The sequence below is a fragment of the Peribacillus deserti genome, assembly GCF_002863585.1.
In the GTDB taxonomy this organism is placed as follows: domain Bacteria; phylum Bacillota; class Bacilli; order Bacillales; family DSM-1321; genus Paraperibacillus; species Paraperibacillus deserti_A.
Map to the genome: position 1 here is coordinate 1 of NZ_PGUY01000094.1, position 16633 is coordinate 16633.

The window sequence follows — 16633 nt, forward strand, 5'->3', positions numbered from 1 at the left end:
AGCGGGTATTGTCCAGCTCCGGACTGACACCTTCGGTCATAAGCCAATCGCCATTAAAAGGCAAAATCGGCCTTTCACTGCCGCTCATCTTATGCCAGTCAGGTGTCTGCTTTTCTTTTAGTGTTTTGCCTCTACTTAAAAAAGATCATCATTCAGCTTTTGGATGGATCTTTTCTTCAAAAGCACCGTCCTCCGCTTTTCGATCAGGTGACACCCCACAGGCGAAGCCGAGGAGGCTCAGCGCCCGCCCCGCGGAAAGCGAGCATCCTCACGTTCCAATCAACCCCCTTGTTCAATAACAACAAAGTTTATGAAAACAGCCATTTTTTTTGAGATTTAACAGAGTTTCCGTGTCTTAATTATTTTTCTTTTGTTTAGCTGCGTGCGATGAATTCAACGCCAGCCGAGGTTTAAGCGCAAACAAGTCCTGGCTTCGTATAATACGAGGCTGATGGAGCAGATAATATGAGCGACCTTAGATTGCTATGGAACAGGGTTCTCCACGAGCTGTAGGATTTTCAGGCAGAGGTAAGGGGGTTTTCCCGCGACTTCGAGCAGGAACTCGAATTATGCCTCTGGAGTATCAAGTGGAATTCCACAGTAAAACACTGCACTGCGAGTTGGCAGCGAATTACATCACTTGGGAATTTATAATTATCCGACAAGGAGAAGAGAAAAGTATCGAGGGGGACAAGGGTGTTTTGGTGCCGACCGACTTCGCGTGAGAACCAGGATTTCGCGCAGGATTCGAAAAACCACGCATTAGTATCAGGTTTTCAGCTTAATTATTTCAAACCTTTGCCCGAACACGTACTCAGCAACGAAAATAGGGGTGTATAGTAAGAGTTTTTAAGTGATTAAGCGGATTTTGGTCAAAATGTGAATGGCTTATGCTTAACTTTATGGAACTTATGCTTATCTTCTGAAGATTTATGCTTGGCTTTAACGAGTTTATGCTTACCTTTACAAGATTTATGCTTATCTCTCCACATCCAATGCTCATGTTTCCCGCTTAATGCTTATCCTCGAGCCTTTATGCTTTGCTAGATGGGTATATGCTTATCCTCGAGTCTTTATGATTTGCTAGATGGGTATATGCTTATCCTCGAGTCTTTATGATTTGCTAGATGGGTATATACTTATCCTCGAGCCTTTATGCTTTGCTAGATGGGTATATGCTTATCCTAGTACCTTTACGCTTTGCTACATGGGTATATGCTTATCCCAGAGACTTTATGCTTTGCTTCTAAGGTATATGCTTATCCCAGTACTTCCATACGTTACTTCTGAGGGATTTGCTTATCCCGCCTTGAGCAGAAAAGAGATCTCATCAGTAAAATTGAAACTTGTCTTAAAGTGCAAAAGTAATAAACCCTCAAAAAATAAAATTTAATACAGGCAACGTAAGCCCAAGGCCAGAACACCCGATTTTATAGATCAGTGCCTAAACAGTTTTTTAAAACCAACCTTAAAAGGAATAAGGCCGCCACATCGATCCCGAAGGACAATATGCCGGACTGAAGTGGTTTTTTGACCGGCAATATAAAGGGTGCTGATAGTGAAATTTGGGTATATCCATGCAATTAAATATCTTGTCACAAATCGTCATTCTATCTTCTCACAGGTCTTTCCTGCATTGCCTATCTTTTTTGGGATGTGCTAAAATGCATTAGAAGACAATTAAGCTTTCATTTATCGGAAAAATATCAGAGAGTCTTTAGTGTAAAGAGCGGGGGAAAAAAGTTGGGTTACTTTATCATAGCTTTATTTGTTATAGCGCTGGATCAATTCACAAAATGGCTGATAGTGAAAAACCTGGAATTAGGAGATAGTATAGAGGTAATAAAGAACTTTTTTTATATTACTTCCCACCGGAATACAGGAGCAGCCTGGGGTGTACTGGCTGGACAAATGTGGTTCTTTTATATCATCACGATTCTTGTTGTAGTAGGCCTTGGCTATTACATCATTAAACATGCAAAAGGCAATGTATTACTAGGAGTTTCCCTTGGCTTAATGCTGGGAGGAGCAATCGGAAACTTTATTGATCGGGTATGGAGAAAAGAAGTAGTCGATTTTATCCATGTGTACATAATTAATTACAGTTTTCCGGTATTTAATATTGCAGACTCCGCTTTGTGCATTGGAGTAGGTCTGCTGATTATCTATATGATTCTGGAAGAAAAAGCTGCGAAGGAGAAAAAGAATGCATAATACGGGCATCACGATTGAAGAGGAACAACAGAATGAAAGATTGGATAAAGTTGTAGCCTCCATTAATGAAGAATGGTCAAGAACACAGGTCCAGCAATGGATAAAAGAAGGACATGTCCTCGTTAACGGAAAAGCGGTTAAAACGAATTATAAATGCAGCCTTGGGGATGCAGTCGAAATTGTAATACCTGAACCTGAAGAACTGGATGTATTAGCAGAAGAGATGGATTTGGAAATTTATTATGAGGACAGTGATGTCCTAGTGGTCAATAAACCCCGGGGAATGGTTGTTCATCCGGCTCCTGGGCATGTGACTGGGACGCTTGTTAATGGGCTCATGGCCCACTGTAAGGATTTGTCCGGCATAAATGGTGTAATGAGGCCAGGAATCGTCCATCGAATCGATAAAGATACGTCTGGTCTCTTAATGGTAGCCAAGAATGATATGGCGCATGAAAGCCTCGTTCAGCAGCTTGTGGACAAAACGGTAACAAGAAGATATAAAGCGATCGTTCATGGTGTGATCCCACATGATCATGGCACGATTGACGCTCCGATCGGACGGGACAAGAAAGACCGTCAGAGCATGACCGTTACAGATGAAAACTCCAAGCATGCCGTCACTCATTTTAATGTTATTGAAAAGTTCAAAGATTTTACCTATGTTGAATGCCAGCTTGAAACAGGAAGAACTCATCAAATCAGGGTTCACATGAAATATATTGGTTATCCGCTTGCAGGAGATCCGAAATATGGACCGAGAAAAACATTGGATATCGGGGGTCAGGCCCTGCACGCCGGCGTACTGGGCTTTGTACACCCTCGAACAAAAGAATACCTTGAGTTTACTTCACCGCTCCCTCCTATTTTTGAAGAGGTGCTGGGCACCCTTCGACAAAATGATTGACAATATGCTGGTATAGTATTAGTATGAATGTAACAAAATAAGAACCTTTAACACAGTCCCGAGAGGCTGAGAAGGAAAACGGATGAAGAAGCCTAAGATGAGATTGTCTTAGATTCTTACTGAACGAAATCCTCCTGCTCTCCGGCAGGAGGATTTTTTTATTTTCCATACTCAGTAATATTGATAGAAAGCAGGTGAGTGTATGAAGGAAAAGGCTGTTGTCCTTGATGATCAGGCAATAAGAAGGGCATTAACCAGAATAGCCCATGAAATAATTGAAAAAAATAAGGGTATTGAAGATTGTGTACTGGTCGGCATCCGCACTAGAGGAATTTATATTGCAAGACGGCTCGCCGAGCGGATCCAGCAGATTGAAGGAAGAGAAATGGCGGTCGGCGATATTGATATTACTCTCTACCGCGATGATTTAACAACTAAAACGGAATCCGGCGAGCCACTGGTAAAAGGCTCAAACCTTCCGCTTGAGATATCCGGCAAGAAAGTAATCTTGATTGATGATGTATTATTCACAGGAAGAACGGTCCGTGCTGCATTGGATGCTTTAGTAGACATCGGCAGGCCTTCCCAGATTCAGCTCGCTGTCCTTGTTGACCGAGGACATAGAGAACTTCCGATTCGTGCAGATTTTGTAGGTAAGAATGTACCTACTTCACAGGCTGAGAAGATATCTGTAAAGCTTAGTGAAGTGGATGGATTAGATCAAGTAACTATATTAGAAAAATAAATAGCCAACCTTTAAATGCAGTTCTGTGAGGCTGACAAGGAAGGGTCCGCATATACGATGCAGCATAAAATTCTTTATCAGAATTTTATGGATCCGCCTTACCGATCTCTTTGTATAAAAGAGGTTTTTCTATAGGGGGAAAGATGATGGAAACAAATAAAAGAAGCTTTGTATTGGATGTTAATGAAGTACCAAGGGCAGGACAGTGGATCACATTAAGTCTTCAGCATTTATTTGCCATGTTTGGTGCAACCGTGCTGGTACCGTTCCTTGTAGGCTTAAGCCCGGCTGTTGCTCTTGTTTCCAGCGGTCTAGCCACTCTTGCTTACCTGCTCGTAACAAGAGGGCAGATACCAGCCTACTTAGGCTCTTCCTTTGCCTTCATTTCTCCAATTGCGGCAGCTAAATCACTTGGAGGACCTGAATCCGCTATGATCGGCTGCTTTGCTGCAGGTTTGATCTACGGAATCGTAGCTTTAATTATAAAGAAAGCCGGTATGAGATGGCTCATGAACCTGCTTCCGCCAATTGTGGTAGGACCAGTGATTATGGTTATCGGTTTAAGTCTTGCGGGAACGGCGGTAGGGATGGCCATGTACGAAAATCCTGGGGCTCCTGCAGCAGAATTAGTTTACAGCTCAAAACACCTTACAGTAGCGATGATCACACTGATTGCGACCATCATTTTTAATATGTTTGGTAAAGGGTTCATCGGCGTGATACCAATCCTTCTTGGTATTATCGCAGGATACATTTCGGCATGTGTTGCTGGAATCGTGGATTTCAGCGGGATAGAAGCGGCAAAATGGTTTGAGGCTCCGGACTTTATGATTCCGTTTGCGACCTACACTCCGCAGTTTTCTTGGGAAGTCATCTTCATTATGGCACCAGTTGCCCTCGTTACATTATCTGAGCATATCGGACATCAGATGGTATTAAGCAATGTTGTAGGCAGAGACTTTCTTAAAAAGCCAGGCCTTCACCGTTCGATTACAGGTGATGGTGTTGGAATCATTATTGGCTCATTCATTGGCGGGCCGCCGATCACATCGTATGGTGAAAATATCGGTGTACTGGCCATTACAAGAGCCTTCAGTGTATTCGTAATCGGAGGCGCCGCCGTATTAGCTGTGATATTTGGTTTTATCGGGAAAGTATCCGCGGTTCTTCACTCCGTACCACAAGCGGTGATGGGCGGGATCTCGATCCTGCTTTTCGGGATCATTGCGTCAAGCGGTCTTAGAATGCTGATAGACCACCGAGTTGACTTTGAAAACAAACGAAATTTAATCATTGCTTCAGTTATTCTTGTACTGGGAATCGGCGGAGCATTTGTAAAGCTTTCAGATCAGGTTTCCCTGTCCGGCATGGCCTTATCTGCGATCGTCGGGGTTATCCTGAACCTGGTGCTTCCCGGCCGTATAAAGCAAACGGAAGCAGATGCAAAGAGTTTATCTAAATAACACACCTTTTAAAGGAAGTCCTGTGAGGCTTCTAAGGGTGTAAACGAAGGAAATCGCATATGAATTCCCAGATGGTTCTGATCTGGGAGGACTTGTGATATCATCCCTTCTCGTTTTCACACCCTGACCATGATTGTCAGGGTGTTTTTTTATAGCCAATTTCAACATACAGGAGGAATAATCCATGGCAGCGATTATCAAAAGCGGATATATATTGAATGAAGAAGGAAGCAAGAAAAAAGCAGATATTCTTATCAAAGACGGGAAAATTGTTGAAATAGCTGATTTTATAGCTCCGGAAGATCATGAGGTAATAAATGCTGAAGGATTACTGGTTGCGCCAGGGTTAATTGATTTGCATGTACACCTTCGCGAGCCTGGCGGAGAAAAAAAGGAAACGATTGAGACTGGTACTCTGGCAGCAGCAAAAGGAGGCTTCACCACCCTGGCTGCCATGCCGAATACGAGGCCCGTTCCTGACTCTAAGGAGCAGATGGAGTGGCTGATGGGACGGATCCGGGAGACTGCTCATGTCAGAGTGCTTCCCTACGGTTCTATAACGGTGAGGGAGCTGGGACAGGAGCTTACTGATTTTGAAGGATTGAAAGATTCAGGAGCATTTGCCTTAACCGATGACGGTGTTGGAATTCAATCAGCCGGCATGATGCTGCAGGCTATGAAGCGTGCAGCGAGTGTCAATCTCCCAATCGTCGCACACTGTGAAGAAAACACATTAATCAATAAAGGTTCTGTTCACGAAGGAACGTTTTCGAAGACCCATGACTTGAACGGAATTCCTTCTGTATGCGAATCGGTACATATTGCCAGGGATGTACTTTTAGCAGAGGCTGCCGAATGTCATTATCATGTCTGCCATATCAGTACAAAAGAATCGGTCAGAGTGGTACGTGATGCCAAAAGGGCAGGGATCCGTGTGACGGCAGAAGTCACCCCTCATCACCTGCTCTTATGTGAAGAAGATATTCCTGGACTTGATCCAAATTATAAAATGAATCCGCCCCTTAGAAGCAAATCCGATCAGAAAGCACTGATAGAAGGCCTTCTCGATGGAACGATCGACTTTATCGCGACAGATCATGCACCGCATACGGATCCAGAAAAAGCGGAAGGAATGCTGCTTGCTCCTTTTGGAATAGTAGGCTTAGAAACGGCGTTTCCGCTTTTATATACACACTTCGTTAAGTACGGGGAACTGTCCTTGAAGGACCTGATCGATTTCTTGACGATAAAGCCGGCTGAAAGCTTTGGTCTGCCGTTTGGAAGATTAAAAGAAGGAGCTGCTGCCGATATCGTATTGATAGATTTAGAGGCGGAATATGAAATTAACCCAGATGAGTTTGTATCAAAGGGGAGAAATACACCGTTTAAGGGCTGGAAATGCAGCGGATGGCCAGTTATGACATTTGCTGAGGGGAAAAAAGTGTGGCACAAAAAATAAGAAGGGCGTGTTTAGGATGAAAAGAAAGCTTGTTCTCGAAGATGGTACTGTATTTATAGGCGAAGCTTTTGGTGCAGAAGCCGAAAAAACAGGAGAAATTGTGTTTAACACTGGAATGACTGGTTATCAGGAAATCTTGTCTGACCCTTCATATTGCGGCCAGATTGTCACGCTTACTTATCCACTGGTCGGAAACTATGGTATCAACAGGGATGACTTTGAATCTATCAATCCCGCAATCCACGGGTTCATCGTCAAAGAAGCAGCCGATTTTCCTTCCAATTGGAGAAGCCAAATGTCCCTGGATGAATTTTTTAAAATGAAAAATATCCCTGGAATTGCAGGAATTGATACACGGAAACTGACAAGATTGATCCGAAAGACTGGTACGTTAAAAGGTGCACTATGTGCTGAAAACACACCGGCAGAAGAAGTGATAGCCCATCTAAAAGCAGTTGTTCTGCCTTCAGATCAGGTAAAACGGGTATCAACCAAGTCGTCTTATCCAAGCCCAGGCAGAGGCAGCAGAGTGATTGTGGTTGATTTCGGCATGAAGCATGGAATTCTTCGCGAGCTGAATAAAAGAGACTGCGATGTCGTGGTTGTTCCTTACAATATCAGTGCCGAAGAAATCCTTAGTCTAAGTCCTGACGGCATCATGCTGACAAATGGACCTGGAGACCCGAAGGATGTGCCTGATGCAATCGAGATGATCAAGGGAATTCAAGGGAAGGTGCCGTTATTCGGGATCTGCCTGGGGCACCAGCTTTTTGCTCTCGCTAATGGAGCCAATACAGTAAAAATGAAGTTCGGACACAGAGGATCCAACCATCCTGTCAAAGATCTTCAAACAGGAAAAATCGCTTTAACCTCACAAAACCACGGATATACGGTTGAAGAAGGTTCACTGCATGATACACAACTCGAGGTTACCCACATTGCAATCAATGACGGTACAGTAGAAGGCTTGAAGCATAAAGAACATGCAGCTTTCACAGTTCAATATCACCCGGAAGCATCTCCGGGTCCCGAGGATGCAAACGGTTTGTTCGACCAATTCATTTCAATGATTGAAGCTGCAAAAGAGGAAGGGGAAAAAACATGCCTAAGCGTACAGATATAAAAAGCATTCTTGTCATCGGTTCCGGCCCTATCATTATCGGGCAGGCTGCAGAATTTGATTATGCGGGCACACAGGCCTGCATCGCTCTAAAAGAAGAAGGCTACAGAGTCATCTTAATCAACTCGAATCCAGCCACCATCATGACAGACACCGAAATAGCCGATGCAGTCTACATTGAACCTTTAACTCTTGAATTTGTTTCAGGCATTATTCGAAAAGAGCGTCCTGATGCCTTACTGCCGACTCTGGGAGGGCAGACAGGTTTAAACCTGGCCGTTGAGCTTCATAATTCAGGTGTGCTTGAAGAATGTAATGTAGAGATTCTGGGAACTAAACTGTCTGCCATTGAACAGGCCGAGGACAGAGACCTTTTCCGGAACCTTATGAATGAATTGGGAGAGCCTGTGCCAGACAGCGATATCATCCACACTCTTGAAGAAGCTCACAGCTTTGTTGCAAGGATCGGCTATCCGATTATTGTACGCCCTGCGTTTACACTTGGCGGTACAGGCGGCGGAATTTGTTCTAACGATGAAGAGCTGAATGAGATTGTTGCGAGCGGCTTGAAGCACAGCCCTGTAACACAGTGCTTGATCGAGAAAAGTATTGCCGGCTTTAAAGAAATTGAATACGAAGTGATGCGTGATTCAAATGATAACGCGATTGTAGTCTGCAACATGGAAAACTTTGATCCTGTCGGTGTCCATACTGGTGACTCTATTGTGGCAGCACCGAGCCAGACTTTGAGTGATAGAGAGTACCAGATGCTGAGAAATACCTCCTTGAAGATCATCAGAGCTTTGAAAATTGAAGGAGGCTGCAATGTGCAGCTTGCCCTTGATCCTGATAGCTTTAACTATTATGTAATCGAGGTAAACCCGCGGGTAAGCCGTTCCTCGGCTCTTGCATCCAAAGCGACGGGATATCCAATCGCGAAGCTTGCAGCTAAGATTGCTGTCGGCCTGACACTGGACGAAATGATGAACCCTGTTACAGGTAAAACCTATGCAAGCTTCGAACCTGCACTGGATTATATCGTGACAAAAATTCCACGCTGGCCCTTTGACAAATTTGAGTCGGCCAACCGCAAGCTTGGAACGCAAATGAAAGCAACCGGAGAAGTCATGGCAATAGGAAGGAATTTTGAGGAATCTATCCTGAAAGCAGTCCGTTCACTTGAGACTGGCCAATATCATTTAGAGCTTAAAGATGCTGAAGAATTAAATGATAAGCTGATCGAAAAGAGAATACGCAAGGCTGGCGATGAACGGATTTTCTATGTGGCTGAAGCTCTTAGAAGAAGAACAACGATTGAAACCATCCATGAATGGAGTAAAATTGATCTGTTTTTTCTGAAAAAACTAGACAATATCATTCAATTTGAAACAGTGCTGAAGGGTAACAGCTATCACAAGGAAGTGGCTCGTAAGGCAAAGCAAATGGGCTTTTCTGACAGAGCAATCGCAAAGTACTGGGGAGTTCAGGAGAGAGAAGTATACAGCTGGCGCCAGGAAATTGGGCTGATACCTGTATATAAAATGGTGGATACATGCGCAGCGGAATTTGAGTCTGAAACTCCTTATTTTTATGGAACATATGAGGAAGAAAATGAGTCAGTTGTAACCGACCGGAAAAGTGTTGTGGTGCTTGGGTCAGGACCGATCCGTATCGGACAGGGAGTAGAATTTGATTATGTAACCGTCCACTCCGTATGGGCTATAAAACAGGCAGGCTATGAAGCCATTATCATTAACAACAATCCGGAAACAGTCTCAACGGACTTCAGTATTTCAGACAAGCTGTACTTTGAGCCTTTAACCATTGAAGATGTAATGAATATCATCGACCTGGAAAAGCCAGAGGGTGTTATCGTACAATTTGGCGGACAGACGGCGATTAATCTGGCTGATCAGCTGGTGGAGCGCGGTGTTAACATATTAGGAACATCTTTGGAAGACTTGGACCGTGCCGAAAATAGAGATAAATTCGAGCAGGCTTTAACTCAGCTCGGAGTGCCGCAGCCGAAAGGAAAAACGGCAACATCTGTTGAAGATGCAGTAATCATAGCAGATGAAATCGGCTATCCGGTACTGGTACGTCCATCTTATGTGCTCGGAGGTCGGGCCATGGAAATCGTGTACAAAGAGGAAGAACTTCTGCATTATATGAAAAATGCCGTCAATGTCAATCCGGATCAGCCGGTGCTGATCGACCGATACTTGACAGGAAAAGAAATTGAAGTGGATGCCATTTCCGACGGCACGGATGTTGTGATTCCAGGCATCATGGAGCATATCGAAAGAGCGGGCGTTCACTCCGGTGATTCCATTGCCGTATACCCGCCGCAAAGCTTATCACAGGAGATAAAAGATAAACTGGTAGACTATACGGCAAAACTTGCTAAGGGATTAAATATCATCGGGCTGTTAAATATCCAATATGTTGTTTCTAATAATGAAGTGTTTGTTCTTGAAGTCAATCCACGTTCAAGCCGGACAGTGCCATTCTTAAGTAAAATTACGAATGTGCCGATGGCAAACATTGCTACGAAGGTAATTCTCGGAGCTAAGCTTGCTGATCTTGAATACAAAAGCGGATTGGTTCCTGAAAAGCCTGGTGTATTTGTAAAAGTACCTGTCTTCTCATTTGCAAAGCTAAGAGGAGTGGACATTACGCTGGGTCCAGAAATGAAATCAACGGGAGAGGTAATGGGGAAAGACTTCACGCTTGAAAAAGCTTTGTACAAAGGACTGATCGCTTCAGGAATTAAAATACAATCTCATGGTAAAGTGATTCTTACCATTGCTGAAAAAGATAAAGAAGAAGCACGGGCAATCGCCTCCAGATTTTATAATCTAGGCTTCAAGCTTCTGGCTACTGAAGGAACGGCTGCATACTTCAATAAAGCAGGAATTCCGGCAAGTGTGGTCGGGAAGATTGGAACAGAAGGTCCGACCCTTCTGGACGTGATCCGAAATGGAGAAGCAGGGTTTGTGATCAATACCCTGACAAAAGGGAAACAGCCTGAAAGAGACGGTTTCAGAATCCGCCGTGAATCCGTTGAAAACGGAGTGGCGTGCCTCACTTCCCTTGATACGGCTAAAGCCATTCTTCGGGTAATCGAATCAATGTCCTTCTCTGCCGAAGCGATGCATCCGGCTGAAAAGGGACGTGAGGTGGTCCATTCATGATCAAAAACGAAAAACTGAGCGTTGTCTCTCATAGGAAACTAGCAAACCGCATTTTTGAAATGACACTATGCGGAGAACTCGTTACGGAAATGGACCAGCCAGGACAATTTGTGCATATTAAAGTGTCCAACGGGGTGGACCCTTTACTAAGACGGCCGATCAGCATTTCATCTATCAACAGCGAAAAAAAGCAATTTACCATTATTTATAGAAGTGAGGGGCAGGGAACTGCTCTTCTTGCAGCAAAAGAAGGCGGCCAGGAAATAGATGTACTGGGGCCCCTTGGAAATGGTTTCTCTGAACATGAAGCAGAACCGGGGGACACGGCGGTATTGGTGGGCGGCGGAATCGGCGTCCCGCCACTGTATGAGCTCTCTAAGAGATTAACAGGAAAAGGCGTTACAGTGATACATGTCTTGGGATTCCAGACCAAGGATGCTGTATTTTATGAAGAAGAGTTTAAGAAACTTGGAGAAACCTATATTGCAACAGCAGACGGAACACACGGCACAAAAGGGTTTGTGACGGATATCTTAGAAAAGCTTACTGTCAGGATGGATGTGATTTACTCCTGCGGCCCTGGACCCATGCTTAAAGCGCTCGAACAGAAGTATGGACATAAGAAATTGTTCCTGTCCTTGGAAGAACGAATGGGGTGCGGCATCGGGGCATGCTTTGCCTGCGTATGTCATACTGCTGACGATCCTGAAGGTGTTTCATATAAAAAAGTCTGCAGCGACGGACCTGTTTTCCGTGCAGGGGAGGTACTGTTATGAGCCGGTTAAATATTGAACTGCCAGGATTAAACTTGAAGAACCCGGTGATGCCCGCCTCAGGCTGCTTTGGCTTCGGCCGTGAATTCAGCAAGCTTTATGATCTAAACCAGCTGGGATCGGTCATGATCAAAGCTACCACAAAAGAGCCAAGGTTTGGAAATCCCACACCGCGTGTAGCCGAAACATCTGCCGGCATGCTGAATGCCATTGGCCTCCAAAATCCTGGCCTTGATAAAGTAATGAATGAAGAGCTTCCATGGCTTGAGCAGTTTAACCTGCCGATTATTGCCAATGTGGCAGGCTCCAGGGAAGAGGATTACGTAGAAGTAGCCCAAACGATATCTAAGGCCCCTAATGTCCATGCACTTGAGCTGAATATTTCGTGCCCGAATGTGAAGGAAGGCGGAATCGCTTTTGGAACTATTCCCGAAGTAGCGAAGAATCTGACTAAAAGAGTCAAAGAAGTGTCAGAAGTCCCAGTATATGTGAAGCTTTCGCCCAATGTCTCCAATATCGCTGACATGGCAAAGGCAGTCGAGGACGGCGGAGCAGACGGATTGACCATGATTAATACCCTTCTTGGGATGAGGATAGATTTAAAAACAGGAAAGCCGGTTCTGGCTAACAAGTCAGGCGGTTTATCCGGGCCTGCGATCAAACCGGTAGCTATAAGAATGATACATGAAGTATCACAGGCCGTTTCGATTCCAATCATCGGCATGGGCGGCATCCAGAATGCAGAGGATGTACTTGAGTACTTCTTTGCCGGTGCAAGCGCGGTTGCTGTAGGGACCGCTAATTTTACAGACCCGTTTGTGTGTCCGAAAATCATTGAAGAACTGCCGGTATTAATGGATAAGCTTGGGATCAGCCATATATCTGATTGCAGGGGAAGGAGCTGGAAAACGAATGAACTTTTTGCCCATAATCGCGCTTGACTTTCCAAATAAAAGCAAAGTGGAGGCGTTTCTCGATCGATTTTCTGATGAACCCCTATTTGTCAAAGTAGGCATGGAGCTCTACTATCAAAACGGACCGCAAATCCTTTCTTTTATCAAAGAGAGAGGCCACCAAATTTTCCTGGATATCAAGCTGCATGACATACCTAATACTGTGGGCCAGGCCATGAAAGGACTGGCTTCACTTGAGGTGGATATGGTTAATCTGCATGCCGCCGGCGGAACCGAAATGATGATCCGCGCACGGGAAGGACTTGAAGCTGGAACGCCAGCAGGAAGGGAAAGGCCTCTATGCATTGCAGTCACTCAGTTAACCAGTACGTCTGAGGAACAAATGAAAAAGGAGCAGCTGATTCAGACTTTGCTTGAACAATCTGTTCTTCATTATGCAAAGCTTGCACACGCTGCAGGGCTTGATGGGGTTGTGTGTTCCACCCACGAGGTGGAAGCCATTCACGCAGAAATGGGACATTCTTTTCTGACCGTTACGCCCGGCATCCGGACTGTAAGCGATGAGAGCCATGATCAAAAGAGAGTAGCCACACCTGATAAGGCAAGACTGCTTAGAACCAATGCTATTGTGGTCGGCCGTTCTATCACCCAGTCCCCTGATCCTTATCAAGCTTACCTCGATATTAAATCCGCGTGGGAGGGAATATAAGAATGAAACATCAAATTGCTGAAAAATTACTAGAAATCAAGGCAGTATTCTTACAGCCGAACGATCCATTTACCTGGTCTTCAGGCATTAAATCCCCTATCTATTGTGACAATCGACTGACGCTGTCATACCCCGAAGTAAGGCGCGAAATTGCACGAGGTTTAGCGCAGACCATCCAGGAGAACTTCCCCGGTGCAGAAGTGATCGCAGGTACGGCAACAGCAGGCATTCCCCATGCAGCGTGGGTAAGTGATATCCTGAACCTGCCGATGTGCTATGTCCGTTCAAAAGCAAAAGAGCACGGAAAAGGAAACCAAATTGAAGGCAAAGCAGAACCAGGACAGAAAGTAGTCGTCATCGAAGACCTTATTTCTACTGGTGGAAGTTCCATTACCGCCGTAAAGGCACTGCGAGAAGCAGGATGTGAAGTCCTTGGAGTAGCGGCCATCTTCACATATGAACTAGAAAAAGGAACGGAGCAGCTTAAGGATGCAGGAATAGAAGCAGTATCCCTTAGCAGCTACTCAGCCTTGATTGAAGTTGCCACTGAAAAAGGATATATCGACGAAAGCGATGTCGACAGGCTGACCCAATGGAGAAAGAATCCGGCAGAACTTGCGTGGATGAACGCATAAACTTGCGGTGCCCTGATGATCAGGGAATTTTTTGTTCTGGTGGGGGGATGATATCTGTGAAGAATTTAGTGAACAAGCCGGATTTGATTATATGCAGGATTAATGAGAGGAATTGCAGGATTTTTTACACATATGCAGGATTATTTTGTCATATGCAGGATTACCAGATTTTTTGCAGGATTTTTGAGATTTATATAGGATTCCATTCTCCCACCGACTGGAATCAAAAAAGAGCCGCACAGCTGGATCTTCCTGTGCGGCTCTCTCTATATATTACTGTACATTTAACTTCTTCAGATTTTCTCTCAGTTCGATCACCTTATCAGCGTCCGGTGTGACATATAGGGTCTGCTGATTATCATAGATCACGAATCCTGGTTTAGAGCCGTTCGGCTTTTTTACATGGCGGACAGCTGTGAAATCGACCGGTACGGAGCTGGACTCTTTTGCTTTACTGAAATAGGCAGCTAGTGAAGCGGCTTCCAGCAAGGTTTTTTCTGATGGATCGGTATTTCTGATTACTACATGCGACCCGGGAATATCTTTGGTATGCAGCCAGATATCATCCCGGCGGGAGAACTTATTCGTTAAATAATCATTTTGCTTATTGTTTTTCCCCACATACATTTCATCACCGTCGGATGAAATGTATTTTTCAAGCTGGGGCTTCTGATTTTGTTTGTTCTTCGATCCTTTTTTAAATTTGGCCTTTAGATATCCTCCATCTTGAAGTTCCTCCCGGATTTCGACAACATCCTTTGGTGAGGCAAACTCCAGCTGTTGAAGCAGACTGTCAAAATAAGCCGTCTCTTCCGTAGCAATCTCAATTTGTTCTTTCACCACATCAATTGAATTCTTAGCCTTTTGATACCTGGAAAAATACTTTTGAGCATTTTCCGAAGGGTTCTTCTGAGGATCGAGGCTGATTGTGATGGTCCCGCCATTTTCATCATAATAATTGATTACTTCTATTTCCTTCATGCCTTTTTCCATTGCGTAAAGGTTGGCTGTTATCAATTCTCCAAACAGCTGAAACTCTTTAGCCTTTTCACTATTTACTAATGTTTCTTCTAACTTAATAATTTTCTTTTCGTTTTTCTTTTTTTCATTAAGGATGAAACGCTCTAAATCATGTGACTGCTGTTTAACGCGGTCCCGCTCTGCCTTTCCAAAATAAAACCGGTCAAGCAGCGCAGAAAGGCTGCTAAATACTTGTCTAGTCCCGTCAATATGATCAAGCGGTATAAAATAGAAGATTTCTTTTCCATCTGGAGTATGAATTAAGGTTGGTTCATATTGTTTTTGTTTCACTTTATTGATCTGATTCAGAAACGCATTTGGCAAGGTATTCCGATTGGCCAGCCCTGCTTGATAAACCGCTTCTTTTGAGAACAAAGGGGATATGCCAGCGAATGAATTCACCAGCTGCTTATCCAGGCGGCCTTCATTGAAATTGATCGTTCTCAGTAATGTTTCTTCCGTTGCGTCTAAAGGATTTTTCTTTTCCTGTGCAGGAGGAGCTATATATTCATTTCCCGGAAGAACGGTACGGTAACTGTTAATGGCCGGAGAAATATGCTTAATGCTGTCTAGAATTATATTCCGGTCACGATCTACTAAAATGATGTTGCTGTGCCGGCCCATGATCTCGATGATCAGTTTTTTATGCGAAATATCTCCGATTTCGTTCCGGCCCTTGATTTCTAACACTATAACTCTATCTACATCAACTTGATATAAATTTTCTAAGATAAATCCTTCTAGATGCTTTCGCAGCAGCATGCAGAACATAGGTGGTTCTGACGGATTTTCATAAGATTCATTCGTTAACTGAACTCTCGCATAACTTGGATGCGCTGACAGCAATAGCTTATGGTTTTTTCCGCCCGCGCGGATAATCATGATAATCTCACCCTTAGAAGGCTGATGTACCTTATTAATTCTTCCCCCTTTAAGCAGGGAAGCAATTTCTTCGCTCATTGCTTTTGTAAATAAACCGTCAAACGACATAATTAACAACCTCTATCTATATTATTTTTCTGTGAATTTAATTTATAGTCAGGCGAAGAAGCTGTGTTTGGGAGTTTTTAGACAGCCGCATACATGCAGGAGTATGCCACATGAAATTTCTTTGTTGCCACATAAAAAAGCATTTAGCCGCATAAACTCCCGACTTGGCCACATATAATTTCATTATTGCCACATAAACTCCCAACTTCGCCACATAAAACTTTATTTTACCCCATAAGTGGCATTTACACGTATGTTGAGGCTTCTTGATTTATTAAAAACAGTATTATGACTTTAATTAGATCTTGATTCAAGTAATAAGACTATTGTTTTGAATTACACACATAGATATTAGCAATTTCTAGTCTTTACCCTCTTATACTGCTAGCTATCTTTTTTGAAGGCAGCGTTCTCCTCTTTTGGTGGTGTCCAGCTGCGAACTGACACCTTCGGTCATAAGCCAATCACTGTTAAAAGGCAAGAGCGGCCT

Annotated in this window: 12 protein-coding genes and 1 pseudogene; 12 read left to right on the top strand and 1 reads right to left on the bottom strand. The window is 44.0% G+C overall.

The window, feature by feature from the left end:
* The 12 genes and pseudogenes from CUU66_RS24635 to pyrE all read left to right on the top strand — a co-directional run.
* Nucleotides 1-299, top strand: a pseudogene (locus tag CUU66_RS24635) (hypothetical protein); the annotation flags it as partial.
* A gap of 1444 nt (nucleotides 300-1743) precedes the next feature.
* Nucleotides 1744-2214 (top strand): signal peptidase II, encoded by a 471-nt coding sequence (gene lspA, locus CUU66_RS23210; protein WP_101645775.1) that lies wholly within the window; start codon nucleotides 1744-1746, stop codon nucleotides 2212-2214.
* The gene (locus CUU66_RS23215; protein ID WP_101645776.1) at nucleotides 2207-3121 is read left to right on the top strand and encodes an RluA family pseudouridine synthase; all 915 of its coding nucleotides are present in this window, start codon (nucleotides 2207-2209) and stop codon (nucleotides 3119-3121) included. The genes lspA and CUU66_RS23215 overlap by 8 nt, the downstream gene beginning before the upstream one ends.
* A gap of 202 nt (nucleotides 3122-3323) precedes the next feature.
* Nucleotides 3324-3866, top strand: coding sequence for a bifunctional pyr operon transcriptional regulator/uracil phosphoribosyltransferase PyrR (pyrR, locus tag CUU66_RS23220; RefSeq protein WP_101645777.1), 543 nt, complete (start codon nucleotides 3324-3326; stop codon nucleotides 3864-3866).
* A gap of 146 nt (nucleotides 3867-4012) precedes the next feature.
* Nucleotides 4013-5329, top strand: a complete 1317-nt coding sequence (locus CUU66_RS23225; RefSeq protein ID WP_101645778.1) for a solute carrier family 23 protein — start codon at nucleotides 4013-4015, stop codon at nucleotides 5327-5329.
* Between the two features lie 184 nt (nucleotides 5330-5513).
* The gene (locus CUU66_RS23230; RefSeq protein ID WP_101645779.1) at nucleotides 5514-6788 is read left to right on the top strand and encodes a dihydroorotase; all 1275 of its coding nucleotides are present in this window, start codon (nucleotides 5514-5516) and stop codon (nucleotides 6786-6788) included.
* A 16-nt stretch (nucleotides 6789-6804) separates the two neighbouring features.
* A complete protein-coding gene (locus CUU66_RS23235; protein WP_101645780.1) occupies nucleotides 6805-7911 on the top strand; it encodes a carbamoyl phosphate synthase small subunit in 1107 nt (368 codons plus the stop codon).
* Entirely contained in the window at nucleotides 7890-11102 is a 3213-nt protein-coding gene (gene carB / locus CUU66_RS23240) for a carbamoyl-phosphate synthase large subunit (RefSeq protein ID WP_101645781.1), read from the top strand. Before CUU66_RS23235 ends, carB begins: the two co-directional genes overlap by 22 nt.
* The gene (locus tag CUU66_RS23245; RefSeq protein WP_101645782.1) at nucleotides 11099-11878 is read left to right on the top strand and encodes a dihydroorotate dehydrogenase electron transfer subunit; all 780 of its coding nucleotides are present in this window, start codon (nucleotides 11099-11101) and stop codon (nucleotides 11876-11878) included. Before carB ends, CUU66_RS23245 begins: the two co-directional genes overlap by 4 nt.
* Nucleotides 11875-12816: a dihydroorotate dehydrogenase gene (locus tag CUU66_RS23250; protein WP_101645783.1), complete on the top strand. Its 942-nt coding sequence runs from the start codon at nucleotides 11875-11877 to the stop codon at nucleotides 12814-12816. Before CUU66_RS23245 ends, CUU66_RS23250 begins: the two co-directional genes overlap by 4 nt.
* Nucleotides 12788-13498 (top strand): orotidine-5'-phosphate decarboxylase, encoded by a 711-nt coding sequence (gene pyrF, locus CUU66_RS23255; RefSeq protein ID WP_101645784.1) that lies wholly within the window; start codon nucleotides 12788-12790, stop codon nucleotides 13496-13498. The genes CUU66_RS23250 and pyrF overlap by 29 nt, the downstream gene beginning before the upstream one ends.
* A 2-nt stretch (nucleotides 13499-13500) precedes the next feature.
* Nucleotides 13501-14133 carry an orotate phosphoribosyltransferase gene (pyrE, locus tag CUU66_RS23260; protein WP_101645785.1) on the top strand — a complete coding sequence of 211 codons (633 nt, stop codon included), beginning with the start codon at nucleotides 13501-13503 and terminating at the stop codon, nucleotides 14131-14133.
* Between the two features lie 273 nt (nucleotides 14134-14406).
* On the opposite strand, the gene CUU66_RS23265 is transcribed toward pyrE, so the two are convergent.
* Complete coding sequence (locus CUU66_RS23265) at nucleotides 14407-16143, bottom strand: Rqc2 family fibronectin-binding protein (RefSeq protein ID WP_101645786.1); 1737 nt, start codon at nucleotides 16141-16143, stop codon at nucleotides 14407-14409.
* Between the last annotated feature and the right edge of the window lie 490 nt (nucleotides 16144-16633).